Raw genomic sequence first — 22,253 nt, forward strand, 5'->3', positions numbered from 1 at the left:
AGCGAGCGGGCTCAGAGCGAGCGGAGGAGCAGGGCGGGCCGCTCCACGCAGTCGGCGACGTACCGGAGGAATCCGCCGGCCGTTCCCCCGTCGCACACCCGGTGGTCGAAGGTGAAGGAGAGCTGGACCACGTGGCGTACGGCCAGTTCGCCGTCGTGCACCCAGGGTTTGGGGACGATCCGGCCGACGCCCAGCATGGCCGCCTCGGGGTGGTTGATGATCGGTGTGGAGCCGTCGACGCCGAAGACCCCGTAGTTGTTGAGGGTGAACGTGCCGCCGGTCAGCTCCGCCGGGCTCAGCCGGCCCGCGCGGGCGGCCTCGGTGAGGCGGGCGATCTCCTCCTGGAGGGAGGCCGCGCTGCGCGTGTGCGCGTCCTTGACGACCGGGACGACCAGGCCGCGTTCGGTCTGGGCGGCGAACCCCAGGTGCACGGCCGGCAGCCGGACGATCTCCCGGGCCTCGGTGTCCACCGTCGCGTTGAGCTCCGGAAACTCGGCGAGCGCGGCGGTGCAGACGCGGGCCAGGAGGGCGAGGAGGGAGATCTTGGTGCGGCCGGGCCCGTCGTTCATGGCCCGGCGGGCGGCGAGCAGTTCGGTCGCGTCGGCGTCCACCCAGCAGGTGGCGTCCGGGATCTCGCGCCGGCTGCGGCTCAGCTTCTCGGCGACGGTCCCGCGCAGTCCGCGCAGGGGGACGCGCTCGCCGGACGCGCGCTCCGGCGCGGGCGTTGACGCGGGCGCCGGGGCGGGCGCCGGTGCGGTGGCGCGTTCGACGTCCGCGCGCAGGATGAGCCCCTCGGGCCCGGTGCCGCGCAGGCTCGCGAGATCCACTCCCCGTTCCCGGGCCAGCCGCCGGACGAGCGGCGATATCACGGCCACGGTCGCGGGCGCCGGGGCCGCGCCGCCGTCCACGACCGCGCCGTCCACGAGCACACTGTTCGTGATCGCACCGTGCACAGGCGCCGCCTCCACCGGCTCCGGCGCGCGCCGGCCCGGCGGCCGGATCCGCGCCCGGCGGGCGGCCGGCGCCTGGGTCCCGTACCCGACGAGGACGTTCCCCGACCCCTCGTCGCCCGACCCCGCGTCGCCCGTGACCTCGTCGGCCGACTCGCCCACCGCCACCGTCAACAAGGGGGCCCCTACAGGCAGTTCCGCCCCCTCGTCACCGAAGCGCGCCGTGACGACACCCCCGTAGGGGCACGGCACCTCGACCATCGCCTTGGCCGTCTCCACCTCCACGACCGGCTGGTCCACGGCGACGACGTCACCGACGTCCACGAGCCAGCGGATCACCTGCGCCTCGGTGAGCCCTTCCCCGAGGTCGGGCAGCGCGAATTCCTTCACGACGGCCATCAGCGCGCACCCCCCTGCGTACCCGGGACTCCACGCGCCCCCAAGGCGCTCCCCCGGGACTCCCCGGAGTCGCTCCCCGGAGCGGTCCAGTCCGCCTCCCACTGCAACCGCGCGACCGCGTCCAGCACCCGGTCCACGCCCGGCAGATGGTGCTTCTCCAGCATCGGCGGCGGGTACGGGATGTCGAAGCCGGTCACCCGCAGCACCGGCGCCTCCAGGTGGTGGAAGCAGCGTTCGGTGATCCGGGCGGCGAGCTCCCCGCCGGGGCCGCCGAACCCGGTCGCCTCATGCACCACGACCGCCCGTCCGGTGCGCCGGACGGAGGCGCAGACGGTCTCCTCGTCGAGCGGGACCAGCGAGCGCAGGTCGACGACCTCCAGGTCCCAGCCCTCCGCCGTGGCGGCCTCGGCCGCCTCCAGGCAGACGGGCAGGGACGGCCCGTAGGTGATCAGCGTCGCCGAGGTGCCGCGCCGGCGGACCACGGCGGTGCCGATCCCGGGCACCTCCTCGGGCCGGTCCGGCTCCCAGCCGGCCTTCGACCAGTACAGCCGCTTGGGCTCCAGGAAGACGACCGGGTCGTCGGAGGCGATGGCGGCGCGCAGCAGCCCGTAGGCGTCGGCCACGGTGGCGGGCGTGACGACGTGCAGACCAGGGGTGGCCATGTACAGCGCCTCGGACGAGTCGCTGTGGTGCTCGACGCCCCCGATGCCGCCCCCGTAGGGGACGCGGACGGTGATCGGCATGGGGAGGGCGCCGCGGGTGCGGTTGCGCATCCGGGAGACGTGGCTGATGAGCTGCTCGAGCGCCGGGTAGGCGAACGCGTCGAACTGCATCTCGACCACCGGGCGCAGCCCGTACATCGCCATGCCGACGGCCGCGCCCAGGATGCCGGCCTCGGCCAGCGGCGTGTCGGTGCAACGGTCCTCGCCGAACTCCTTCGCCAGCCCGTCGGTGATCCGGAAGACGCCGCCCAGGGTGCCGACGTCCTCCCCGAGGACGTGCACCGCCGGGTCGTCGGCCATGGCGTCGCGCAGGGCCCGGTTGAGGGCCTGGCTCATCGTCGCGGGCTTGCGGCCCGTCGCGGCGACCGCGGTGGTCATCGGTCCGTTCCTTCCCGCCCGCCGCCGTGCGCGGAGCCGTCGGCGGCACCGGCCGCCGCGAGCTCGGCGCGCAGCAGCTCGGCCTGTTCGCGCAGGCGCGCGGTGCGCCGGGCGTAGACGTGGTCGAAGAGCTCCATCGGATCCGGCTCGGGATCCTCGTTCATGCGTTCACGCAGGTCGGCGGCCATGCGCTCGGCGGTCTCACGGACGGCGGCGAGGCCGTCGGCGTCCACCAGGTCGCGCCGGACCAGCTCCCGTTCCACCAGCTCGACGGGGTCGTGCGAGCGCCAGGCGGCGACCTCGGCGTCGCTGCGGTACCGCGTGGCGTCGTCGGCGTTGGTGTGGGCGTCGAGGCGGTAGGTGACGGCCTCGACGAGGGTGGGACCGCCGCCCGCGCGGGCCCGCCTGACGGCCTCGGCGAGCACCTCCAGCACGGCCGGCGCGTCGTTGCCGTCGACCAGCCGGCCGGGCATGCCGTAGCCGACGGCCTTGTGGGCGAGGGACGGCGCGGCGGTCTGTTTGGACAGCGGTACGGAGATCGCGAAGCCGTTGTTCTGCACCAGGAAGACGACGGGAGCCCGCCAGACCGCGGCGAAGTTCAGCGCCTCGTGGAAGTCGCCCTCGCTGGTGCCGCCGTCGCCGACCATGGCGAGGGCGACGACGTCGTCCCCCTTGAGCCGCGCGGCGTGCGCCAGCCCCACGGCGTGCGGGAGTTGGGTGGCGAGCGGGGTGGCCAGCGGGGCGACGCGGTGCTCGTGCGGGTCGTAGCCGGTGTGCCAGTCGCCGCGCAGCAGGGTGAGGGCCTGGACGGGGTCGAGGCCGCGGGTGACGGCGGCGAGGGTGTCGCGGTAGCTGGGGAAGAGCCAGTCGCGGTCCTCCAGGGCGAGGGCCGCCGCGATCTCGCACGCCTCCTGGCCCGTCGAGGACGGGTAGACGGCCAGCCGGCCCTGCCGGGTGAGCGCGGTGGCCTGGGTGTTGTAGCGGCGCCCGCGCACCAGGTGGCCGTGGAGCAGCCGGAGCAGCTCGGGGTCCAGCGCGTCCGCGGCGGGGGTGCCCAGCAGCCGGTACGGCTCCTCGTCGGGCAGCAGCGGAGCGGGATCGGTGCGGGGCTGCCAGGCGGGGGGCGGGGTCGGCCGGTAGGCACCGGGCTGCTCCAGGACCGTCATGACGAGCACCTCCTCTGGGGGCAGGCGTGAGGCAGGCGTGACCGGAAAGCGCCCTGCACTCTCCCTACCGATTGTTCGGTTGCCGGTGCATTTTGGCTACAGGCGGCCCGGGCCTGTGGACAAACGGTTCTCCACAGCCTGAGATATGAACAGCGCGTCCACCCAGGGGAGGCATGGCGGTATGCCGGACGAACAGATGGCCAAAACGAGCCCCAGAACGCCCGCACGACCGCTCGACGAGATCGACCGCTCGATCCTGCACATGCTCCAGACCGACGGACGGGCGTCGATACGCTCCGTGGCCGAGCGGGTGCACGTCTCCCGTGCCAACGCCTACGCGCGGATCAACCGCCTGATCGACGACGGGGTGATCCGGGGCTTCGGGGCACGCATCGACCAGGAGCGGGCCGGGCAGGGCGCGTCCGCGTACATCACGCTGAAGATCGTGCAGAACTCCTGGCGCACCGTGCGCGAGAAGCTCCGGGTGCTGCCGGGGGCCGCGCACATCGCCCTGGTGAGCGGGGACTTCGACGTCCTGCTGCTGGTCCACACCAGGGACAACCGTGCCCTCCGCGAGCTCGTGCTCACCCGGATCCAGGCCATAGAGGAGGTGCTGAGCACCCGCACTCTGCTGGTCTTCGAGGAGCAGGACCTCAAGGAGGGCGTGGACGGATGAGACGTTCAGGGCGGCCGGGCACGGCGTCCGGGCGGCCGGGCGCGGGGCACGGCGTCCGGGCGGCCGCGCGCGCCCGCCTCAGTGCACCCGCCTCAGTGCGCCGCCGGCGCCCCGCCTCAGTGCGCCCGCAGCCCCGCGAACGCCGTGTTGATCACCGCGTCGGCGACCTCCTCGCTGGTGGCCGCGTTGCCGCGCTGCGGCCGGTACCACTCCACCACGGAGTTGATCATTCCGAAGAGGAGCCGGGTGGCCAGCCGGACGTCCACGTCGGCCCGCAGGTCGCCGTCGGCCGCGGCCTCCTTGAGGAGGGCCGCGACCCGGTGGTCGAACTCGCGCCGGCGCTCCATCGCCCAGCGCTCCGTGTCGGTGTTGCCGCGCACGCGCAGCAGCAGCGTCACATAGGGCAGTTCGGCGATCAGCACCTCGACCGTGCGGCGGGTGACGTGTTCCAGCCGGTCCACGGCGGGCCCGGTGGTGGCGCCCGGCTCGTCCAGGACGGCGAACAGCCCGTCCAGCGCACGGCTTATGGCGCGCCGCAGCAGCTCCTCCTTGCTCCTGACGTGGTGGTAGATCGAGGACTTGGAGATTCCCGCGGCGCGCGACAGGTGCTCCATGGAGGTGCCGTCGTAGCCGCGCTCGTTGAACACCGCGACGGCGACCGCGAGCAGCGAATCCGGCGTGTAGGTGTCGCGCTTGGGCATGGTCATGATGGAAGCAGGCTCTCCTTGACGGCGGCGGCCGCTCGGCGGCGCAGCGGCTGGGACGGGGCGTAGCGACCGCCCGGGTACTCGTACTCCATGTTCGCCAGGAAGCGGCGGACCCAGGCGGCACCCAGCTCCCGGCCCCACTCCAGCGGTCCGCGCGGGTAGTTCACGCCGAGCCGCATGGCGGTGTCGACGTCCTCCGGCCCGGCGACGCCCCGGCCGGCGGCGTCCTCGGCGAGGTCGACGAGCAGGGCGACGGTCCGCGCGACGATCAGGCCGGGCGCGTCCGCCACGACGCTGACCTTCTTGCCGAGCGCCTGGAACAGGCCCACGGCGGCCCGCAGATCGTCCTCTGACGTGCCGGCGGAGGCGGCGAGGGCGACACGGGCGCAGGAGCGGTAGTCCAGGGCCAGGTCGAAGCGGACGGCCGGCTCCCCGGCGTCGCCCGTGGCGGAACGGCCGTCGGTGAGGGCCAGCCGGGCGCCGCCCGGCAGCGCGAAGTACCCGTCACCGTCGGCGTCCCCTCGCGTCAGGGCTATGCCCGCGGCGACGATCAGCTCCGGCAGGACGGCCGCGGCGGGGGGCGGGGCGCCGTGCAGGATGAGCGCGGCGGGCGCCTTCTCGGGGGCCGCGGTGTGCGGTTCCGGCCGGGCGGCGCCCTCGGCGTGGTCGTACCAGCCCCGCCCGCTCTTCCGCCCCAGCAGTCCCGCCTCCACCAGGCGCCGCTGGGCGAGGGAGGGCGTGAGCTTCGGGTGGTGGAAGAAGGCTTCGTACACCGAACGGGTGACGGCCTCGTTCACGTCCTGCCCGATGAGGTCGGTCAGTTCGAACGGGCCCATGGCGAATCCGCCGCTCTCGCGCAGCACCGCGTCGATGGTGGCGGGATCCGCGGCCCGCTCCTCCAGGAGCCGGAACGCCTCGGCGTAGAAGGGCCGGGCGAGCCGGTTGACGATGAAGCCGGGGGTGTCGGCGCAGCGTACGGGCGTCTTGCCCCAGGCCGCGGCGGTGGCGTACGCGCGGTCGGCGGCGGCGGGGTCGGTGGCGTGCCCCCGGACGACCTCGACCAGCGGCAGCAGCGGCGCCGGGTTGAAGAAGTGCAGGCCCACGAGGCGTCCGGGGCGGCGCAGCGCTCCGGCGACGGCCGTCACGGGCAGGGACGAGGTGTTGGTGGCGAGCAGGCAGTCGTCGCCGACGACCTCCTCCAGCTCGCGGAACAGCCGCTGCTTGACGTCCAGCCGCTCGACGACGGCCTCGACGACGAGCGCGGAGCCCGCGAGCCCGGCGGGCTCGGCGACGGGGCGCAGCCGGGCGACGGCCGCGTCCCGGGCGTCCGCCGGCAGCCGGCCCTTGGCCACGAGGCGGTCCAGCCGGGCGGCGACGGACCGCGCGGCGTCCTCCGCGCGACCCGGGAGGGCGTCGTACAGCCGCACGGGATGGCCCGCGACCAGGGCGACCTGGGCGATGCCCTGGCCCATGGTGCCCGCGCCCACGACGGACACGGTCTGCTCCGGCTCGATTGCGGTCATGGCAGTGATCCTCCCCGATGAGGTGGTCCCGGATTCGCCGGGCCCCCTTGTCCCGACCGATCGTTCGGTTAATGTATCTGGCGGGTACGACAACGGCACCCGGCCGTACGGATCCGGCACCACCGCTTCACCTGGTTCCACTGCTTTCCCAGCTTTCACCGCGCTCGCAGCAGCGCTGTTCCCAGGTCCACCGCCACCGCATCCATGCCCGTCCGACGAGGAGTTGGTCAACCGTGACCGCCGGACTCACCATCGACCAGTTGGCCGAGAAGCACTCCGCCACGCTCGACACGGCCCTCGACGTCATCCGCACCCGCGCCTACTGGTCCCCGCACCCCGAGCACCCCAAGGCGTACGGCCCCGACCAGGACGGCGGCCTGGACGCCGCCGCCGGCCAGGCGGCCTTCGACGCCCTCCGGGACCGGCGCTTCGAGCTCGACCAGCCCGGCACGGACGGCTGGACGGGCTCCGAGGTCTCCCCCTACGGCCCGCGGCTCGGCGTCGAGTACCCCCACGCCGACCTCTCCGTGCTGCTCCCGGCCATGCGGTCCGCGATGCGCCCCTGGCGCGACGCGGGCCCCCGCCACCGGGCGCTGGTGTGTCTGGAGATCCTCAAGCGGATCAGCGCCCGGACGCACGAGATGGCGCACGCGGTCATGCACACCAGCGGCCAGGCGTTCATGATGGCGTTCCAGGCCGGCGGCCCGCACGCCCAGGACCGCGGCCTGGAGGCCGTCGCCTACGCGTACGCCGCGCAGGCCGAGGCGGAGCGGACGGCCGAGTGGGTCAAGCCGCAGGGCAAACGCGACCCGCTGAAACTGGCCAAGGAGTTCACCGCGGTGCCGCGCGGCATCGCCCTCGTCATCGGCTGCAACACCTTCCCCACCTGGAACGGCTACCCCGGCCTCTTCGCCTCGCTCGCCACCGGCAACCCCGTGCTGGTCAAACCCCACCCGCGCGCGGTCCTGCCGCTCGCGCTGACCGTGCGCGTCGCCCGCGAGGTGCTGCGCGAGGCCGGCTTCTCCCCCGACCTCGTCGCGCTCGCCGCCGAGCGGGACGGCGAGGGCGTCGCCAAGGCGCTGGCCGTCCACCCGGACGTCCGGATCATCGACTACACCGGCTCCACGGCGTTCGGCGACTGGCTGGGGGCCAACGCCAGGCAGGCGCAGGTCTTCACGGAGAAGGCCGGCGTCAACACCGTGATCGTCGACTCCACCGACGACTACAAGGGGATGCTGGGCAACCTCGCCTTCTCGCTCTCCCTCTACAGCGGCCAGATGTGCACCACCCCGCAGAACCTGCTGATCCCGCGCGGCGGCATCGGCACGGACGCCGGCCACAAGACGTACGACGAGGTGGTGGCCGACCTGGCGGAGGCCGTCGGCGCGCTCCTGGGCGACGACGCCCGGGCCAACGCCCTGCTCGGCGCCATCGTCAACGACCAGGTCAAGGAGCGCGTCGAGGCGGCCGGCCGGCTCGGCGAGGTGGCACTCGCCTCCCGCACGGTGGCCAACCCCGACTTCCCCGACGCGACCGTCCGCACCCCGGTGATCGTCAAACTCGACGGCGCGAAGCCGGACGCCGAGGCCGCCTACTTCTCCGAGTGCTTCGGCCCGGTGTCGTTCGCGGTGGCCGTGGACTCCACGGCGGAGGCGGTGGAGCTGCTGCGCCGCACGGTGCGGGAGAAGGGCGCGATGACGGTCGGCGCGTACACCACCTCGGCGGAGGCCGAGCGGCTGATCGAGGAGGCGTGCCTGGAGGAGTGCGCACAGCTCTCGCTGAACCTCACCGGTGGCGTCTACGTCAACCAGACCGCCGCGTTCTCCGACTACCACGGCTCGGGCGGCAACCCGGCGGCCAACGCGGCGCTGTGCGACGCGGCGTTCGTGGCGAGCCGGTTCCGCACGGTGGAGGTGCGGCGGCAGGCGTGACCCCGCGGCGGGCTCGCCGGCGGGCCGACGCGGCCCGTCAGCCCGCCGCCTTCGGACCGCCCCAGTGGAACAGCGTCATCCCGACGCTCGTGGCGAGGTTGTAGCTCGACACCTGCGGGCGCATCGGCAGCGAGACCAGCCGGTCCGCCCGCGCCCGCACCTCGTCCGAAATGCCGTGGCGTTCGGATCCGAAGGCGAGGACGGCGTCGTCCGGCAGGACGACGGTCCTGACGTCCTCGCCCTCCGGGTCGAGCGCGAACAGCGGCCCCGGGGGCAGGATGTCGGTCTTCACCCGCTCCACGGCCGTGGCGTAGTGCAGCCCCGCGCCCGCACGGACGGCGTTCTGGTGCCACGGGTCGAGGTCCCCGGTGGTGACGACGCCGGTCGCGCCGAAGCCGGCGGCCAGCCGGACGACCGCGCCGACGTTCCCGAGGTTGCGCGGGTTGTCGAGGAGCACGACGGGCGCGGGGCGGGGGCGGCGGGCCAGCGCGGCGAGGTTGTCCTCGCGGGCGGGCCGGGCGGCCAGCGCGGCGACCTCGGTGGTGTGGCCCCGGGGCACCAGCCCGCGCAGGACGTCCCGGTCCACCTCCGTCAGCAGCCCGCGCAGCGCATCGGTCACGTCGTCGGCGAGCCCGTCGGCCAGCGCCAGGACGGCGGCGGCGTCGGTGGTGAGCACCGGGCCGACCCGGGCCCCGAAGCGCAGGGCGTGCTTGATGGCGTGGAATCCGTCGAGCAGCACGGCACCGGGGGCCAGCTCGCCCCACTGCCGCACGGCGATACCGGTCGCGTCCTCGGTCATGGGCTCAGCCTACGGCGCTGACCTGGGAAGTCGGGGAGCTGAGGCGAGCAGGCCGTTGGGGAAGGGCCCGCTCGCCGTCGCTCAGCCGGTCTTCGAACGGGCCGGGTCCGCTTCGATCACCTCATCCCTCACCCGGGCTTCGGACGCTCGGTCCGCCGCCTTCCGGTTCCACTGGGCCGGGATCTCGCGCCGGTTGAACCGGACGAGCGTGTTCCAGCCCCGTGTCGCCGTCCGCCCCACGGCTCCGCCCGCGCACACCAGGAAGGCGGTCGGCAGGAACACGGCGTCCGCGAAGATCATCACCAGGGAGAAGAAGGGCAGTCCCAGCAGGACCGCGATCCCCAGGTGCTCCGCGATCATCACCACCACCAGGGCGTTCTTCACCCGGCGGTTGATCAGTGTGAGGGGGAAGGCCGCCTGGACCGCCACCGTCCCATAGCTGAGCAGCAGCACGACGACGCCGCTGGCGGCCAGGGCGTGCGACAGGCCCGGCCAGGGGGAGAAGTAGTCGAGGTGCAGGGGGTAGTAGAGCGCGGTGCCGTCCTGCCAGAGCGAGCCCTGCACCTTGTACCAGCCGGCCGCCCCGTAGATCAGGCAGACCTCGGCGAGTATCACCAGCAGGGCGGCGTTGTGCATCAGGTGCCCGAACGCGGCCATCACCGCGCGCGGTTCGGTGCCGCCGTACCGCCGCACGGCCCACCAGAGCCCGTGCCCGCACCACAGGGACCACAGCACCGTGGCCCAGCCGATGCCCGGGACCGGCCCGTGAGCCGCCCAGGCGAGCCGGGTGCCGGCGTCCGTCGTCGCCAGTGCCAGCGCGAGGCCGCAGAGCGTCCACAGCACGACCCCGGTGACGTCCCGGTCCCGGCCGGGATCCCGTTCCGCGTCCGGCCCGGCCGCCGCCCGGCGCCGGGCGCGCCGGGCGTCGAGCGACCACACCTGACCGCAGCGGGTGAACACCGTGTAGATCGCCATCAGGTGCAGGACGTTGTCCCCGCCGTCGCCGACGAAGACGCTGCGGTTCTGCAGCGACAGCAGGCCGATCATGTAGAGGACGGACATGGTCCTGGTCCGCCAGCCGAGCATCAGCAGCAGGGCCGACACCATCGCCATGAGGTAGACCAGCTCGAACCACCAGCCGCTGTCGGACCACATGAGCACCGTGAAGGAGCCGTTGTCGTCCGTCAGCCGCCGGGCGAGGTCCCAGCTCCAGGCGGCGTCCGGGCCGTACAGCTCATGGCGGTTGACCCACTCGCGGGCCAGGAAGAACAGCCAGGTGAAGGAGAACCCGATCCGGATCAGGGCGGTCTGGTACGGGCCGAGGGAGCGGCCCGTGACCCGGGCGTAGGCCGTCGAGCAGGCGGTACGTACGGAGGAGAGGCTCACCAGGACCGCACCGCCTTCAGGTCCTCGGCGCTGACCTGCCACCAGGCGAGCTCACGCCGGACGGGGTCGCCGGTCTGGCCCTTGCTCCAGGGCGGCGGCGCGACGTTCGAGGTCACCGAGCGGAGCTGGACGCGCTCCAGCTCGCCCGCCTCACGGTCGAGACCGATCCGGGAGACGGCGAGCCGGCGCAGGTACTCCTCCGCGAGCGGGCTCCGCTTCCCCAGCGGCCGGCCCTGTTCGTCGTGCCAGGAGAGGTAGAAGTCCCAGGCCCGGCGGAGCTGGTTCTGCCGCGCGTGGCTCGGGAGGGGGTTGTGGTGGATGGCGGCACCGTCCTGGGCGGAGAGGTCGGTCCACGGGGTGACCGTGACCTTGCCGTCCGGGGCGCGCACCTGGGCACGGACCTGGACGTGGATGTTCTGCTGGAGCGGATTGGGCGCGAAGAACTTCCAGTTCTGCTCGAACTCGGGCAGGACGTAGTCCGCGATGGTCGAGGCGTGCTGCTTGCTGACCGTGTTCGGCGGCGCCACATGCAGGAACATCATGCCGAGATGGACCGCCGTCACCAGGGCGACGACCAGGGCACCGAGCGCGATGACGCAGCGGGCGGGCCGGGACAGCCCGGCGGGGGCGGCCGGAGCCGCCCGTTCACCGGCGCCGTCCTTCCGCTCGCGTCCGTCGTCCGTGTCCATGTACGCCCCGTTTTCCGCTCGTCCGATCGCGCGCGGACGCCTTCCGCGCACCCGAACGGTACCGACCCGACCGCGGCCGACACAGCGGCCATAAGACCTCGGTCCCGCCGACCGGCCCGCCGCCGGGGCCCCCGGCCCTTCGAGCCGTCGGCCCGTGGGGAGCCGATCGCCCATCCCGTAAGGGTTTCGCGCCCCCCGAGACGCTTCGGCGCGGTTGTCCACAGGCGGTCACAGCCGGTTATCCACAGGCTTGACACCGCTCGGGAGCCACCTCACCATTGAACCGAACGATCGGTCGGTAGGGCGCCGAGCATTCCCCACCCAGGCGCCGCCGCTCGTGCGTTCACGCGTTCACATCGGACGAGGGGGCAGAGGGGCATCGACATGACCACGACGGCACCGGAAACGGTGGACACGGCGGCTCTGGAGGCGGTGTTCGACGCCGCGGTGGCGGCGGACGAGCGCATCGAGCCGCGCGACTGGATGCCCGACGCCTACCGCGCCACCCTCATCCGGCAGATAGCCCAGCACGCCCACTCCGAGATCATCGGCATGCAGCCCGAGGCCAACTGGATCACCCGGGCCCCGTCGCTGCGCCGCAAGGCCATCCTCATGGCCAAGGTCCAGGACGAGGCCGGCCACGGCCTCTACCTCTACAGCGCCGCCGAGACCCTGGGCGTCGGCCGCGACGAGCTGCTGGACAAGCTGCACACCGGCCGCCAGCGCTACTCCTCGATCTTCAACTACCCCACACTCACCTGGGCCGACGTCGGTGCCATCGGCTGGCTGGTGGACGGCGCGGCCATCACCAACCAGGTCCCCCTCTGCCGCTGCTCCTACGGCCCCTACGCACGCGCCATGATCCGCGTCTGCAAGGAGGAGTCGTTCCACCAGCGCCAGGGCTACGAGCTGCTGCTCGCCCTCAGCCGTGGCACGGAAGCGCAGCACGCCATGGCCCAGGACGCGGTGAACCGCTGGTGGTGGCCGTCGCTGATGATGTTCGGCCCGCCGGACGGCGAATCCCCGCACTCCGCCCAGTCCATGACCTGGAAGATCAAACGGCACTCCAACGACGAGTTGCGCCGGCGCTTCGTCGACATCTGCGTCCCGCAGGCCGAGTCCCTGGGCCTCACCCTCCCCGACCCCGACCTGCGATGGAACGAGGAGACCGGGCACTACGACTTCGGCCCGATCGACTGGGACGAGTTCAACGAGGTCCTGCGCGGCAACGGCCCCTGCAACGAGCAGCGGCTCGCCCGCCGCCGCGAGGCCCACGAGGAGGGCGCCTGGGTACGGGAGGCCGCCGCCGCGTACGCCGCCAAGCACGCCCCCGGCCCCCGCCCCGGCGGCACCCCGCACAGCACCCCCGAGCGCGGGACCGCCGCGTCCGGCCCCACCGAGCACCCGGAGGCGATGGCATGACCGGCACCGACTGGCCGCTGTGGGAAGTGTTCGTCCGCAGCAGGCGCGGCCTCTCGCACACCCACGCCGGCAGCCTGCACGCCCCGGACGCGCGGATGGCCTTGCGCAACGCCCGCGACCTGTACACCCGGCGGTCCGAGGGCGTCTCGATCTGGGTCGTGCCCTCCGACGCCATCACCGCCTCCTCGCCGGACGAGAAGGACCCCTTCTTCGAGCCGGCCGGCGACAAGGCGTACCGCCACCCGACGTTCTACGAGATCCCCGAAGGGGTGCGGCACCTGTGACCACCACGACCACCCGCGCCTCCACCGGATCCGTGCCCGTCACGGCCGCTCTCGCGCTCGGCGACGACGCCCTGGTCCTCGCACACCGGCTGGGGGAGTGGGCGGGCCGCGCCCCCGTCCTGGAGGAGGAGGTCGCGCTCGCCAACATCGCCCTCGACCTGCTCGGCCAGGCCCGCACCCTGCTCTCGCTCGTCGGCGACGAGAACGAACTGGCCTACCTCCGCGAGGAGCGCGCCTTCCGCAACGTCCAGCTCGTCGAACGGCCCAACGGGGACTTCGCCCACACCATCGCCCGGCAGCTCTACTTCTCCGCCTACCAGCACCTGCTCTACACCCGGCTCGCCGAGGGCGACGGGCCGTTCGCCCCGCTGGCGGCGAAGGCCGTCAAGGAGGTCGCCTACCACCTCGACCACGCCGAGCACTGGACCCTGCGGCTCGGTGACGGCACGGCCGAGAGCCACGAGCGGATGCGCCGCGCGACGGAGGCCCTGTGGCGGTACACGGGCGAGCTGTTCGCGCCCGTGGAGGGCCTCGACGGCGTCGATCCGGCCGCCCTCCGCGAGGCGTGGACGGAACGCGTCGGCGACACCCTGCGACGGGCCACCCTGGAGCTGCCCAGCGGCCCGGCAGCGGTCGCCTGGGCCGCGGGTGCCGGACGCCAGGGCGTCCACACCGAGCCCTTCGGCCGCATGCTCGCCGAGATGCAGCACCTGCACCGCAGCCACCCGGGGGCGTCATGGTGACCGGATCCGCGCCCCCACCCCGGGCCGCCGAGAGCCTGACGTCCCTGGAGGAGCGGCTGCGCGCGCTGGCCGGCGCCGTCCCCGACCCCGAGCTGCCCGTCATCTCGCTGGAGGAGCTCGGCGTTCTGCGCGGCCTGCGCGTCACCGCCCCCGGCCGGGTGGAGGTGGACCTCACCCCCACCTACACCGGCTGTCCCGCCGTCGAGGCCATGTCCGCCGACATAGAGCGCGTCCTGCACGCCGAAGGGGTCGCCGACGTCGAGGTCCGCACCGTGCTCTCGCCGCCCTGGACCACCGACGCGATCAGCGCCGAGGGCCGGCGCAAGCTCGCCGAGCACGGCGTCGCCCCGCCCCGCCCCTCCGGCCCCGGCGGCCCCGTGCCCGTACAGCTCGCCATTCGCTGCCCACACTGCGGCTCCACGGACACCACGCTGCTCAGCCGCTTCTCCTCGACCGCCTGCAAGGCCCTGCGCCGCTGCGAGGCGTGCCGCGAACCGTTCGACCACTTCAAGGAGTTGCACTGATGGCAGCGGCCCGCCACGGCACCTTCCACCGCCTGCGGGTGGCGTCCGTCGAACCGCTCACCGACGACGCGGTCGCCGTGACCTTCGCCGTCCCCGAGGAGCTCCGGGACGCCTTCCGCCACGCCCCCGGGCAGCACCTGACCGTGCGGCACACCGCCCAGGGCGCCGAGATACGCCGCACCTACTCCGTCTGCGGGCGGGCTCCCGGCCCCGAGGGGCCGAGCACCCTGCGGGTGGGCGTGCGGCTGGTCGACGGCGGCGCGTTCTCCACCTACGCGTTCAAGGAGCTGCGGGCGGGGGACGAGCTGGAGGTGATGACGCCGGCGGGGCGGTTCGTCCTGGAGCCGCGCCCCGGGCACTTCGCCGCGGTCGTCGGGGGCAGCGGGATCACTCCCGTCCTGTCCATCGCGACGACCCTGCTCGCCCGTGAGCCGGCGGCCCGCTTCACGCTCCTGCGCAGCGACCGCACCACGGCCTCCACGATGTTCCTGGAGGAGGTCGCCGACCTCAAGGACCGCTACCCCGGCCGGCTCCAGGTCGTCCAGACCCTCTCCCGGGAGGAGCAGCAGGCCGGCCCGGCCTCCGGGCGGCTCGACGAGCGGCGGCTGACCGGCCTGCTGCCCGCGCTGCTCCCCGTCGGTGCGGTGGACGGCTGGTTCCTGTGCGGCCCGCACGGGCTGGTCCTGTCCGCCGAGCGCGCCCTGCACGGCCTGGGAGTGCCCCGGGACCGCGTCCACCAGGAGATCTTCCACGTCGAGGACGGCCCGGCCGCTCCGGCCCCGCCCCGGTCCGCCGCCGCGCCCACCCGCGGCACGGTCACGGCCACACTGGACGGCCGCGGCGGCCGCTGGCCCGTCCGCGAGGACGAGTCCCTGCTGGAGGCCGTCCTGCGCAACCGCCCCGACGCGCCCTACGCCTGCAAGGGCGGCGTCTGCGGCACCTGCCGGGCGTTCCTGGTCTCCGGCGAGGTGCGGATGGAGCGGAACTTCGCCCTGGAGGACGACGAGCTGGCGGCGGGATACGTCCTGGCCTGCCAGTCGCGGCCGGCGACGGAGGAGGTGGAGCTGGACTTCGACCGCTGACCGTCGAACCCGGCACGCGGCGCGAGGCGGCCGACTCCGGCTCCGCGACTCCCGCCGCCGGCGCCGGTCCCGGCCGCGCCACCACCCCCTCGATCAGCGATGTGGGCAGCGGGTAGCGATGCGGGGGCAGCGGATAGGGAGGCGGTCTCAAAACGGCGACAGCGGCCGACGACGGCTCACCACTCGCGCCCCGGCCCCACGCCCACGCTTCCCGCTTCGGCTCCGCGCCGGCTCCTGCTCCGGCCGCGGACTCCGTGGCGCCGGCGCCCGCCTCAGATCACCGCGCCGGGGCCCCCGCCGGACGCGACGACCGGACGGCCCGCGGCCTCCCATGCCTGCATGCCACCGCCGACGTTCACCGCGTCCATGCCCTGCTGCACCAGATAGGCGGTGACCTGGGCCGAGCGGCCGCCCGAGCGGCAGATCACGTTGATCCGGCCGGCGTCGGGCGCCTGCTCCGTGAGCTCGCCGAAGCGCGCGGTGAACTCGCTCATCGGGATGTGCAGGGCGGCCTCGGCGTGCCCGGCCTCCCACTCGTCGGCCTCGCGTACGTCCAGCAGGAAGTCGTCCGCCGCGAGCGCGCCGACCTCGACCGTGGGAACCCCGGAACCAAACATCATGGGCCCGACGCTACCCGACCGCCGGACCCCTCGGTCGCCCCAGTCGTCCCAGTCGCCCCGGTCACCCGGAGCCGCCGCCCGCTACCCGACCAGCGAGGCCAGCCGGGTCTCGCGCTCGGCGATCTGCGCCAGCAGCCCGCCCGCGATCTCGTCGAGCAGCCCGTCGGGGTCCTCCGGCGCCATCTTGATCATGGCGCCGATCGCCGAGGACTCCAGCTCGGCGGCCAGCTCGGCCAGCAGTTCCTTGCGACGGGCCAGCCACTCCAGCCGCGCGTAGAGCTCCTCGGCGCGGTCCGGGCGCCGCTGCCCGGGGACGGGCCCGGCGGCCCACTCCTCGGCCAGCTCGCGCAGCCGCTCCTCGTCACCCGCCGCGTACGCCTCGTTGACCCGGACGACGAACTCCTCGCGCCGCCGCCGCTCCCCTTCCTCCGTGGCCAGGTCGGGGTGGGCCCGGCGGACGAGGTCGCGGTACGCCTTGCGAGCCGCGTCGCTGGGCCGGACGCGCTCCGGTGGCCGGACCCGCTGCCCGGTGAGCATGGCGGTCGCCTCGGGCGACAGCCCGTCGGAGTCCATCCAGCCGCCCAGCAGCTCCTCGACGTCCGGCATCGGCTGCACCAGCGCCCGCGCCTCGCGCGCCCGCCGCAGGTCGTCCGGGTCGCCGGAGCGGGCGGCGACGGCCTCGGCGATGCGCGCCTCCAGCTCGTCCAGCCGCCCGTACAGCGGGCCGAGCCGCTGGTGGTGGAGCCGGGAGAAGTTCTCCACCTCCACCCGGAACGTCTCCACCGCGATCTCGAACTCGATCAGCGCCTGCTCGGCGGCCCGCACGGCCCGCTCCAGCCGCTCGGTGCCCGGTTCGGCCGGCACATCGGTCTCCGGATTCATCACCCGCCCAGCCTACGAGCTCCGGCCCCCCTCCCGCCTCAGACGCCGACGGCTTCCTCCATCTCCTCCTCGGCCTCGGCCCGGGCCGCCTCGGCCGCCCGCACCCCGCGCCGGCGTTCCACCGCCCAGGCGGCCCCCAGCACCACGAGCCCCACGGCCAGCCAGACCAGCAGCGTGGTCACGTGGCCGCCCAGCCCGGAGTGGCCGAAGTAGACGAGGCTGCGGGTGCCCTCCACAAAGCCCGCGCCGTTCCAGAAGCCGTGCAGCCCGGCGAAGAACCCGTTCTGCAGCTCGGGTCGGAAGACCCCGCCGGCGCTGGTGAAGTTCAGCATGACGAACAGCACCATCACCCCGAGCGTGGTCCACCGCTTGAGGAAGGTGTGCAGCCCGGTACCGACGAAGAGCACACCCGCCGAGTACAGCCACGACAGGCCCCACAGCCCCCACAGCCCGTGGTCCACCAGGTTGAAGACGGGCCCCGCCAGCACCACGCCGATCACGCTGACCACGAGCGACGTCGCGGCGGCCAGCACGGCCCGTATCCGCAGCGCCAGCGCCCCACCGGCCCCGCCGATCACCGCGACGGAGGCGTACGAGCCGATGCTGAGCGCGACCAGCAGGAAGAAGATGCCCTGCCCGGTCGGGTCGCCCTCGGAGGGCGGCACCACGTCCGTCACCTTCAGCGGGGCGTTCTGCCGGGCGGCGACGGGCGTGAACACCTTCTGCACCGCCGACGCCGTGGTGTCCGAGCCGGCCGAGGCGATCAGCAGTTCCGGCGCCCGCCGGTCGGGGACGTAGGCGCCGAAGACGTCCTGGTCCTTCAGCTCCCGGACGGCCTCCGCGCGGTCGGCGACGGTGTGGACGGACAGCTTGTCGCCGGCCCGCTCCCCGATCGCGCCGGCCAGTCGCTCCGCGCTCGGTCCGGAGCCGACGACCGCCACCGGCAGTTCGTGCGGCGTCGGGTCGGCGAAGGCGCCGAGGTAGGCGAGCCCCATGCCGACGCACATCAGCAGCGGCGTGAGCAGATGGGTCAGTACATGCCGGAGCGCGGCGCGCGTCGCGGGCCTCATGGGCACCCCTCTCCAGGATGATCAAGATGGTTGGCTTATACAACTTTCACTTTCAGTTGTACTATACAACCAAGCGGGCAGGAAGGGACTTCCGTGGCACATCGAGCCGATCACCTCGACACCATCCAGCGGGAACTGACCGCCTTCGCACGCCGCGCCCGCGCCGCCGCTGCCCGGCTGCACCCCGAGCTGTCGCTGGTCTCGTACACCCTGCTCGCCCACCTCCAGGACCAGCGGGGCTGCCGGGCCACCGACCTCGCCGCGCACTACCTGCTCGACAAGTCCACGGTCAGCCGGCAGGTGGCGGGTCTGGAGCGGCTGGGCCTCGTCGAGCGCCGCGCCGACCCCGACGACCAGCGGGTGCAGGTCCTGCACCTCACCGACCGCGGCACCGAGGTCCTGGACCAGGTCGCGGCCAGCCGCCGCACCGCCTTCGAAAACCGCCTCGCCGACTGGGACGAGGCCGACCTCGCCCGTTTCGCCGGTTACCTGCTGCGCTACAACGCCTCGGGGGCGGAAGGGGATTGATCAACCCACCGGACGGGCGGTCCCGCCGAGAGAGCTGAGAGATACGGCACAGGGACGCCCCCGGCCCACAGCGAGCGGACGCCGGATGAACGCCAGGGCAAACAGAAGAACGGGCCCCGTCGTTTTCACGACGAGGCCCGTTCTCACGGTGCGCGAGGGGGGAGTTGAACCCCCACGCCCTTTCGGGCACTGGAACCTGAATCCAGCGCGTCTGCCTATTCCGCCACCCGCGCATTGGGTGTGTCTTCCGGCTTCTGCTCTCTCCCCGGACTTTCGTCCGGTTCGCGGCGTGTCCGCCTTCCGACATGCAGAACATTAGCACGCTCCGGAGGGTGCCTTCACACCCGTTGTCCACCGGCCGCCCCCCGACCGCCCCCGGCCGGTCACCGGGGTACCGGCGGGGACCCCGCCGGTTGCGGGACACTGGCCTCCGGGCGCCTCTACGATCCCCCGTGGAGGATCCCGGCAGGACCCGGAGGATCCGGGCAGGACCCGGAGGATCCGGGCAGGACCCGGGGGATCCCGCAGGACCGCACGGAACGCGGAGGGAAACACGGCACGGGCGCGAGGGCGACACTCGTCACTCCTGGCGCCGAAGGGGAACCAGCCGTTTTCCCGGCGCGTGGATACGATCAGTAAGCAGTATCAGGAACGGCACCGGGCATCACAGGCGTCACCGAGGGAAGGAGGTGCCCCGTGGGAGTACTGAAGCGCTTCGAGCAGCGACTCGAAGGTCTCGTGAACGGCACCTTTGCCAAGGTGTTCAAGTCCGAGGTCCAGCCCGTGGAGATCGCGGGCGCACTCCAGCGGGAGTGCGACAACAACGCCACCATCTGGAACCGTGACCGCACGGTCGTTCCCAACGACTTCATCGTGGAGCTGAGCGGCCCGGACTACGAGCGGCTGAGCCCCTACTCCGGCCAGTTGGGCGACGAGCTGGCCGGCATGGTCCGCGACTACGCGAAGCAGCAGCGGTACACCTTCATGGGGACCATCCAGGTCCACCTGGAGAAGGCGGACGACCTCGACACCGGTCTGTACCGCGTCCGCAGCCGCACCCTCGCGGCCAGCGAGTCCCAGGAACCCCAGGCGCAGCAGGGCCACCAGGCCCCCCACGCTCCGTACGGCGGCGGCGCTCCCCGCGGCGGCGGCCCCTCCCCCGCCACCCAGGGCGGCGGCTACCCGCCGCAGCCTTCCGGCGCCCCGCCCATGCCGTCGTCCCCGCCGCCCGGCGCGGCCCGTCCCCAGCCCCGCGCGGGCGGGCCGGGAGCCGGCGCGGCGGAGCGGACGCGGCGCTGGATCGAGATCAACGGTGCCCGGCACCAGATCTCCCGTCAGACCCTGGTGCTGGGCCGCAGTACCGAGGCCGACGTCCGCATCGACGACCCCGGCGTCTCCCGCAGGCACTGCGAGATCCGGGTCGGCACCCCCGCGACCATCCAGGACCTGGGGTCGACCAACGGCATCGTCGTGGACGGGCAGCACACCACGCGCGCTACGCTCCGCGACGGCTCACGGATCGTCGTGGGCAGCACCACCATCGTTTATCGGCAAGCCGAAGGGTGAAGCGGGGGCAATGTCAGAGCTGACCCTCACGGTCATGCGGTTGGGTTTCCTCGCCGTACTGTGGCTGTTCGTCATCGTGGCCGTGCAGGTCATTCGCAGTGATCTGTTCGGCACGCGGGTGACCGCGCGCGGCTCGCGCCGCGGCGGCGACGGACGTCCGGCGCAGCGGGCGGCCCAGCAGGCCACCCCGCCGCCGCAGCGCCAGCAGTCCGGCGGGCGTCGGGGCGCGGGCCGTGCCGAGAGCCGCGGCCGCCGCGGCGCCCCCACCAAGCTGGTGATCTCGGAGGGCACGCTCACCGGCACCACGGTGGCCCTGCAGGGCCAGACCATCACCCTCGGCCGCGCCCACGACTCGACGATCGTGCTGGATGACGACTACGCCTCCAGCCGGCATGCCAGGATCTATCCCGACCGCGACGGCCGCTGGATCGTCGAGGACCTCGGGTCGACCAACGGCACCTATCTCGACCGGACCCGGTTGACCACCCCGACCCCGATCCCGCTCGGCGCGCCGATCCGCATCGGCAAGACCGTCATCGAGCTGCGGAAGTAGTAGGACCATGACGACCGGAGGGTGGGCAGCGAGGTGGGCAAGGGGCTGTACCTGGAGCCGACGGGCGAGGTGCGCATGAGTCTGACACTGCGTTTCGCCGCCGGATCGCACAAGGGCATGATCCGGGAAGGCAACGAGGACTCCGGTTACGCCGGCCCCCGCCTGCTCGCCATCGCCGACGGCATGGGCGGCCAGGCCGCGGGCGAGGTGGCCAGCTCCGAGGTGATCTCCACCCTGGTGACGCTGGACGACGACGTCCCGGGTTCCGACCTGCTCACCTCGCTCGGCACCGCCGTCCACCGCGCCAACGAGCAGTTGCGCGTGATGGTCGAGGAGGACCCGCAGTTGGAGGGCATGGGCACCACGCTCACCGCCCTGCTGTGGACGGGCCAGCGGCTCGGCCTCGTGCACGTCGGCGACTCCCGCGCCTACCTGCTGCGCGACGGCGTCCTCACCCAGATCACCCAGGACCACACCTGGGTGCAGCGGCTGGTGGACGAGGGCCGGATCACCGAGGAGGAGGCCACCACCCATCCGCAGCGCTCGCTGCTGATGCGCGCGCTGGGCAGTGGCGACCACGTCGAGCCGGACCTGTCCATCCGCGAGGTGCGGGCCGGCGACCGCTATCTGATCTGCTCCGACGGCCTCTCCGGCGTGGTCAGCCACGAGACGATCGAGGAGCGGCTGGCGAGCTACCAGGGCCCGCAGGAGACGGTCCAGGAGCTGATCGAGCTGGCCCTGCGCGGTGGCGGCCCGGACAACGTGACGGTGATCGTCGCGGACGTCCTGGACGTGGACGGCGGGGACACCCTCGCCGCGCAGCAGCACAGCGACACCCCGGTGGTCGTCGGCGCGGTCGCCGAGAACCAGTTCCCCACGGGGGACCACGGCGCCATGCAGACCCCGGCCGGCCGGGCGTCCGAGCTGGGCCGCACCCCGCCGCCGGAGCCGGCGGGCGGCGGTTTCGGCCCGCCCGGCAGCGGTCCGGGCGGCGACGCGGCCCCGGCCGGCGAGTTCGGCGCCTTCCACGACGACTACGACGAGAGCGGCGTGGAGACCGGCAAGCCCCGCCGGCGCGGGGGCTGGGTCAAGCGCTCCCTGATCATCGCGGTGGTGCTCGGCGTCGTCGGCGGCGGCCTGTACGGCGGCTACCAGTGGACGCAGACGCAGTACTACCTGGCGGCCAAGGACAACACCCATGTCGCCCTCTACCAGGGCATCGACCAGGACCTCGCCTGGATCAGCCTCAGCAAGCTGTACCAGGACCACCCCGAGATCGAACTCAAGTACCTCCCCGTCGACCAGCGCGGCCGGGTGGAGGACACGATCGCGGTGAGCAGCCGTTCGCAGGCGGAGCAGAAGGTCAAGGACCTCGGCACGCTGGCGAGCGCCTGCAAGAAGAAGGACGAGCAGCAGAAGGCCGAGCGCCGGCAGCGCGAGAGCCAGAAGCCCGAGACGGCCAAGCCCGACGCCGGCAAGCCCGACGCCGGGAAGCCGACGGGCAAGCCCACCACCCCGGCGGCCGGTGCGGGTTCCGGCCTCGCCCTCCAGGCCGCACCGACCCCGGCGCCCGGTCCCACCCTCAGCGAGGAAGAGCAGAAAGTGGCAGCGCAGTGCAACGGCTCCCAGCAGTAAGGCTGTAGGGGGCCAGCG

At 73.4% G+C, this 22,253-nt stretch carries 22 protein-coding genes and 1 tRNA gene; 11 read left to right on the plus strand and 12 right to left on the minus strand.

Features of this window, described 5'->3' with window-relative positions:
* Positions 1-11: 11 nt before the first annotated feature.
* From ACH4PU_RS07770 to pdhA, 3 genes are read right to left on the minus strand one after another with little or no spacing between them, the layout of a single operon-like run.
* Positions 12-1,349: a dihydrolipoamide acetyltransferase family protein gene (locus tag ACH4PU_RS07770; protein ID WP_398267604.1), complete on the minus strand. Its 1,338-nt coding sequence runs from the start codon at positions 1,347-1,349 to the stop codon at positions 12-14.
* On the minus strand, positions 1,349-2,449 hold the full coding sequence (locus ACH4PU_RS07775) for an alpha-ketoacid dehydrogenase subunit beta (RefSeq protein WP_398267607.1): 1,101 nt from the start codon (positions 2,447-2,449) through the stop codon (positions 1,349-1,351). The genes ACH4PU_RS07770 and ACH4PU_RS07775 overlap by 1 nt, the downstream gene beginning before the upstream one ends.
* Positions 2,446-3,615, minus strand: coding sequence for a pyruvate dehydrogenase (acetyl-transferring) E1 component subunit alpha (gene pdhA / locus ACH4PU_RS07780; protein ID WP_398267610.1), 1,170 nt, complete (start codon positions 3,613-3,615; stop codon positions 2,446-2,448). Before pdhA ends, ACH4PU_RS07775 begins: the two co-directional genes overlap by 4 nt.
* 181 nt (positions 3,616-3,796) lie before the next feature.
* On the opposite strand from pdhA, the gene ACH4PU_RS07785 reads away from it, so the two are divergent.
* Positions 3,797-4,291, plus strand: a complete 495-nt coding sequence (locus ACH4PU_RS07785) for an Lrp/AsnC family transcriptional regulator (RefSeq protein WP_398267613.1) — start codon at positions 3,797-3,799, stop codon at positions 4,289-4,291.
* 116 nt (positions 4,292-4,407) lie between these two features.
* Here the strand turns inward: ACH4PU_RS07785 and ACH4PU_RS07790 are convergent, their stop codons facing one another.
* The gene (locus ACH4PU_RS07790; RefSeq protein WP_351504068.1) at positions 4,408-4,998 is read right to left on the minus strand and encodes a TetR/AcrR family transcriptional regulator; all 591 of its coding nucleotides are present in this window, start codon (positions 4,996-4,998) and stop codon (positions 4,408-4,410) included.
* Positions 4,995-6,521, minus strand: coding sequence for a 3-hydroxyacyl-CoA dehydrogenase (locus ACH4PU_RS07795; RefSeq protein WP_398267617.1), 1,527 nt, complete (start codon positions 6,519-6,521; stop codon positions 4,995-4,997). Before ACH4PU_RS07795 ends, ACH4PU_RS07790 begins: the two co-directional genes overlap by 4 nt.
* A 233-nt stretch (positions 6,522-6,754) precedes the next feature.
* On the opposite strand from ACH4PU_RS07795, the gene paaN reads away from it, so the two are divergent.
* Positions 6,755-8,452, plus strand: a complete 1,698-nt coding sequence (gene paaN / locus ACH4PU_RS07800) for a phenylacetic acid degradation protein PaaN (RefSeq protein ID WP_398267620.1) — start codon at positions 6,755-6,757, stop codon at positions 8,450-8,452.
* 37 nt (positions 8,453-8,489) lie between these two features.
* On the opposite strand, the gene ACH4PU_RS07805 is transcribed toward paaN, so the two are convergent.
* From ACH4PU_RS07805 to ACH4PU_RS07815, 3 genes are all read right to left on the minus strand, one after another.
* Positions 8,490-9,251: a TrmH family RNA methyltransferase gene (locus tag ACH4PU_RS07805; RefSeq protein ID WP_398267623.1), complete on the minus strand. Its 762-nt coding sequence runs from the start codon at positions 9,249-9,251 to the stop codon at positions 8,490-8,492.
* An 81-nt stretch (positions 9,252-9,332) separates the two neighbouring features.
* Positions 9,333-10,637, minus strand: a complete 1,305-nt coding sequence (locus tag ACH4PU_RS07810) for an HTTM domain-containing protein (protein WP_398267626.1) — start codon at positions 10,635-10,637, stop codon at positions 9,333-9,335.
* On the minus strand, positions 10,634-11,326 hold the full coding sequence (locus ACH4PU_RS07815) for a DUF5819 family protein (RefSeq protein ID WP_398267629.1): 693 nt from the start codon (positions 11,324-11,326) through the stop codon (positions 10,634-10,636). Before ACH4PU_RS07815 ends, ACH4PU_RS07810 begins: the two co-directional genes overlap by 4 nt.
* A gap of 384 nt (positions 11,327-11,710) precedes the next feature.
* Between ACH4PU_RS07815 and paaA the strand changes: the two genes are divergently transcribed.
* Genes paaA through ACH4PU_RS07840 form a run of 5 tightly spaced genes read left to right on the plus strand, consistent with a single transcriptional unit; the run spans position 11,711 to position 15,381 of the window.
* A complete protein-coding gene (gene paaA / locus ACH4PU_RS07820) occupies positions 11,711-12,748 on the plus strand; it encodes a 1,2-phenylacetyl-CoA epoxidase subunit PaaA (RefSeq protein WP_398267632.1) in 1,038 nt (345 codons plus the stop codon).
* On the plus strand, positions 12,745-13,032 hold the full coding sequence (paaB, locus tag ACH4PU_RS07825; RefSeq protein ID WP_004939950.1) for a 1,2-phenylacetyl-CoA epoxidase subunit PaaB: 288 nt from the start codon (positions 12,745-12,747) through the stop codon (positions 13,030-13,032). Before paaA ends, paaB begins: the two co-directional genes overlap by 4 nt.
* Positions 13,029-13,775 (plus strand): 1,2-phenylacetyl-CoA epoxidase subunit PaaC, encoded by a 747-nt coding sequence (gene paaC, locus ACH4PU_RS07830; protein ID WP_398267636.1) that lies wholly within the window; start codon positions 13,029-13,031, stop codon positions 13,773-13,775. Before paaB ends, paaC begins: the two co-directional genes overlap by 4 nt.
* Positions 13,769-14,299, plus strand: a complete 531-nt coding sequence (gene paaD / locus ACH4PU_RS07835; protein ID WP_398267639.1) for a 1,2-phenylacetyl-CoA epoxidase subunit PaaD — start codon at positions 13,769-13,771, stop codon at positions 14,297-14,299. Before paaC ends, paaD begins: the two co-directional genes overlap by 7 nt.
* Complete coding sequence (locus ACH4PU_RS07840; RefSeq protein WP_398267642.1) at positions 14,299-15,381, plus strand: 2Fe-2S iron-sulfur cluster-binding protein; 1,083 nt, start codon at positions 14,299-14,301, stop codon at positions 15,379-15,381. Before paaD ends, ACH4PU_RS07840 begins: the two co-directional genes overlap by 1 nt.
* Positions 15,382-15,653: 272 nt before the next feature.
* Here ACH4PU_RS07840 and ACH4PU_RS07845 read toward each other — a convergent pair whose 3' ends face one another.
* The 3 genes from ACH4PU_RS07845 to ACH4PU_RS07855 all read right to left on the minus strand — a co-directional run bounded on the left by ACH4PU_RS07845 (position 15,654) and on the right by ACH4PU_RS07855 (position 17,953).
* Positions 15,654-16,001, minus strand: a complete 348-nt coding sequence (locus ACH4PU_RS07845; protein ID WP_185940329.1) for a rhodanese-like domain-containing protein — start codon at positions 15,999-16,001, stop codon at positions 15,654-15,656.
* An 81-nt stretch (positions 16,002-16,082) separates the two neighbouring features.
* On the minus strand, positions 16,083-16,883 hold the full coding sequence (locus tag ACH4PU_RS07850) for a hypothetical protein (RefSeq protein ID WP_351504173.1): 801 nt from the start codon (positions 16,881-16,883) through the stop codon (positions 16,083-16,085).
* A 38-nt stretch (positions 16,884-16,921) separates the two neighbouring features.
* Entirely contained in the window at positions 16,922-17,953 is a 1,032-nt protein-coding gene (locus tag ACH4PU_RS07855; protein ID WP_398267645.1) for a hypothetical protein, read from the minus strand.
* Positions 17,954-18,046: 93 nt separating this feature from the next.
* On the opposite strand from ACH4PU_RS07855, the gene ACH4PU_RS07860 reads away from it, so the two are divergent.
* Entirely contained in the window at positions 18,047-18,481 is a 435-nt protein-coding gene (locus tag ACH4PU_RS07860) for a MarR family winged helix-turn-helix transcriptional regulator (RefSeq protein ID WP_398267648.1), read from the plus strand.
* Positions 18,482-18,630: 149 nt separating this feature from the next.
* On the opposite strand, the gene ACH4PU_RS07865 is transcribed toward ACH4PU_RS07860, so the two are convergent.
* Positions 18,631-18,714, minus strand: a tRNA-Leu gene (locus ACH4PU_RS07865).
* Between the two features lie 463 nt (positions 18,715-19,177).
* On the opposite strand from ACH4PU_RS07865, the gene ACH4PU_RS07870 reads away from it, so the two are divergent.
* The 3 genes from ACH4PU_RS07870 to ACH4PU_RS07880 are packed head-to-tail and all read left to right on the plus strand — an operon-like array spanning position 19,178 to position 22,235.
* On the plus strand, positions 19,178-20,047 hold the full coding sequence (locus ACH4PU_RS07870) for an FhaA domain-containing protein (protein WP_398267651.1): 870 nt from the start codon (positions 19,178-19,180) through the stop codon (positions 20,045-20,047).
* 10 nt (positions 20,048-20,057) lie between these two features.
* Positions 20,058-20,600, plus strand: a complete 543-nt coding sequence (locus ACH4PU_RS07875; protein WP_185940333.1) for an FHA domain-containing protein — start codon at positions 20,058-20,060, stop codon at positions 20,598-20,600.
* A gap of 21 nt (positions 20,601-20,621) precedes the next feature.
* Positions 20,622-22,235, plus strand: a complete 1,614-nt coding sequence (locus tag ACH4PU_RS07880) for a Stp1/IreP family PP2C-type Ser/Thr phosphatase (RefSeq protein WP_398267655.1) — start codon at positions 20,622-20,624, stop codon at positions 22,233-22,235.
* Positions 22,236-22,253: the final 18 nt, after the last annotated feature.

This window comes from Streptomyces sp. NPDC021100, assembly GCF_044333095.1.
Classification (GTDB): domain Bacteria; phylum Actinomycetota; class Actinomycetes; order Streptomycetales; family Streptomycetaceae; genus Streptomyces.

Coding starts and splice junctions, on each gene's coding strand:
- ACH4PU_RS07770 (WP_398267604.1), bottom strand. CDS start 1,349: ATGGCCGTCGTGAAGGAATTCGCGCTGCCCGACCTCGGGGAAGGGCTC.
- ACH4PU_RS07775 (WP_398267607.1), bottom strand. CDS start 2,449: ATGACCACCGCGGTCGCCGCGACGGGCCGCAAGCCCGCGACGATGAGC.
- pdhA (WP_398267610.1), bottom strand. CDS start 3,615: ATGACGGTCCTGGAGCAGCCCGGTGCCTACCGGCCGACCCCGCCCCCC.
- ACH4PU_RS07785 (WP_398267613.1), top strand. CDS start 3,797: ATGCCGGACGAACAGATGGCCAAAACGAGCCCCAGAACGCCCGCACGA.
- ACH4PU_RS07790 (WP_351504068.1), bottom strand. CDS start 4,998: ATGACCATGCCCAAGCGCGACACCTACACGCCGGATTCGCTGCTCGCG.
- ACH4PU_RS07795 (WP_398267617.1), bottom strand. CDS start 6,521: ATGACCGCAATCGAGCCGGAGCAGACCGTGTCCGTCGTGGGCGCGGGC.
- ACH4PU_RS07805 (WP_398267623.1), bottom strand. CDS start 9,251: ATGACCGAGGACGCGACCGGTATCGCCGTGCGGCAGTGGGGCGAGCTG.
- ACH4PU_RS07815 (WP_398267629.1), bottom strand. CDS start 11,326: ATGGACACGGACGACGGACGCGAGCGGAAGGACGGCGCCGGTGAACGG.
- paaA (WP_398267632.1), top strand. CDS start 11,711: ATGACCACGACGGCACCGGAAACGGTGGACACGGCGGCTCTGGAGGCG.
- paaB (WP_004939950.1), top strand. CDS start 12,745: ATGACCGGCACCGACTGGCCGCTGTGGGAAGTGTTCGTCCGCAGCAGG.
- paaD (WP_398267639.1), top strand. CDS start 13,769: ATGGTGACCGGATCCGCGCCCCCACCCCGGGCCGCCGAGAGCCTGACG.
- ACH4PU_RS07840 (WP_398267642.1), top strand. CDS start 14,299: ATGGCAGCGGCCCGCCACGGCACCTTCCACCGCCTGCGGGTGGCGTCC.
- ACH4PU_RS07845 (WP_185940329.1), bottom strand. CDS start 16,001: ATGATGTTTGGTTCCGGGGTTCCCACGGTCGAGGTCGGCGCGCTCGCG.
- ACH4PU_RS07850 (WP_351504173.1), bottom strand. CDS start 16,883: ATGAATCCGGAGACCGATGTGCCGGCCGAACCGGGCACCGAGCGGCTG.
- ACH4PU_RS07855 (WP_398267645.1), bottom strand. CDS start 17,953: ATGAGGCCCGCGACGCGCGCCGCGCTCCGGCATGTACTGACCCATCTG.
- ACH4PU_RS07875 (WP_185940333.1), top strand. CDS start 20,058: ATGTCAGAGCTGACCCTCACGGTCATGCGGTTGGGTTTCCTCGCCGTA.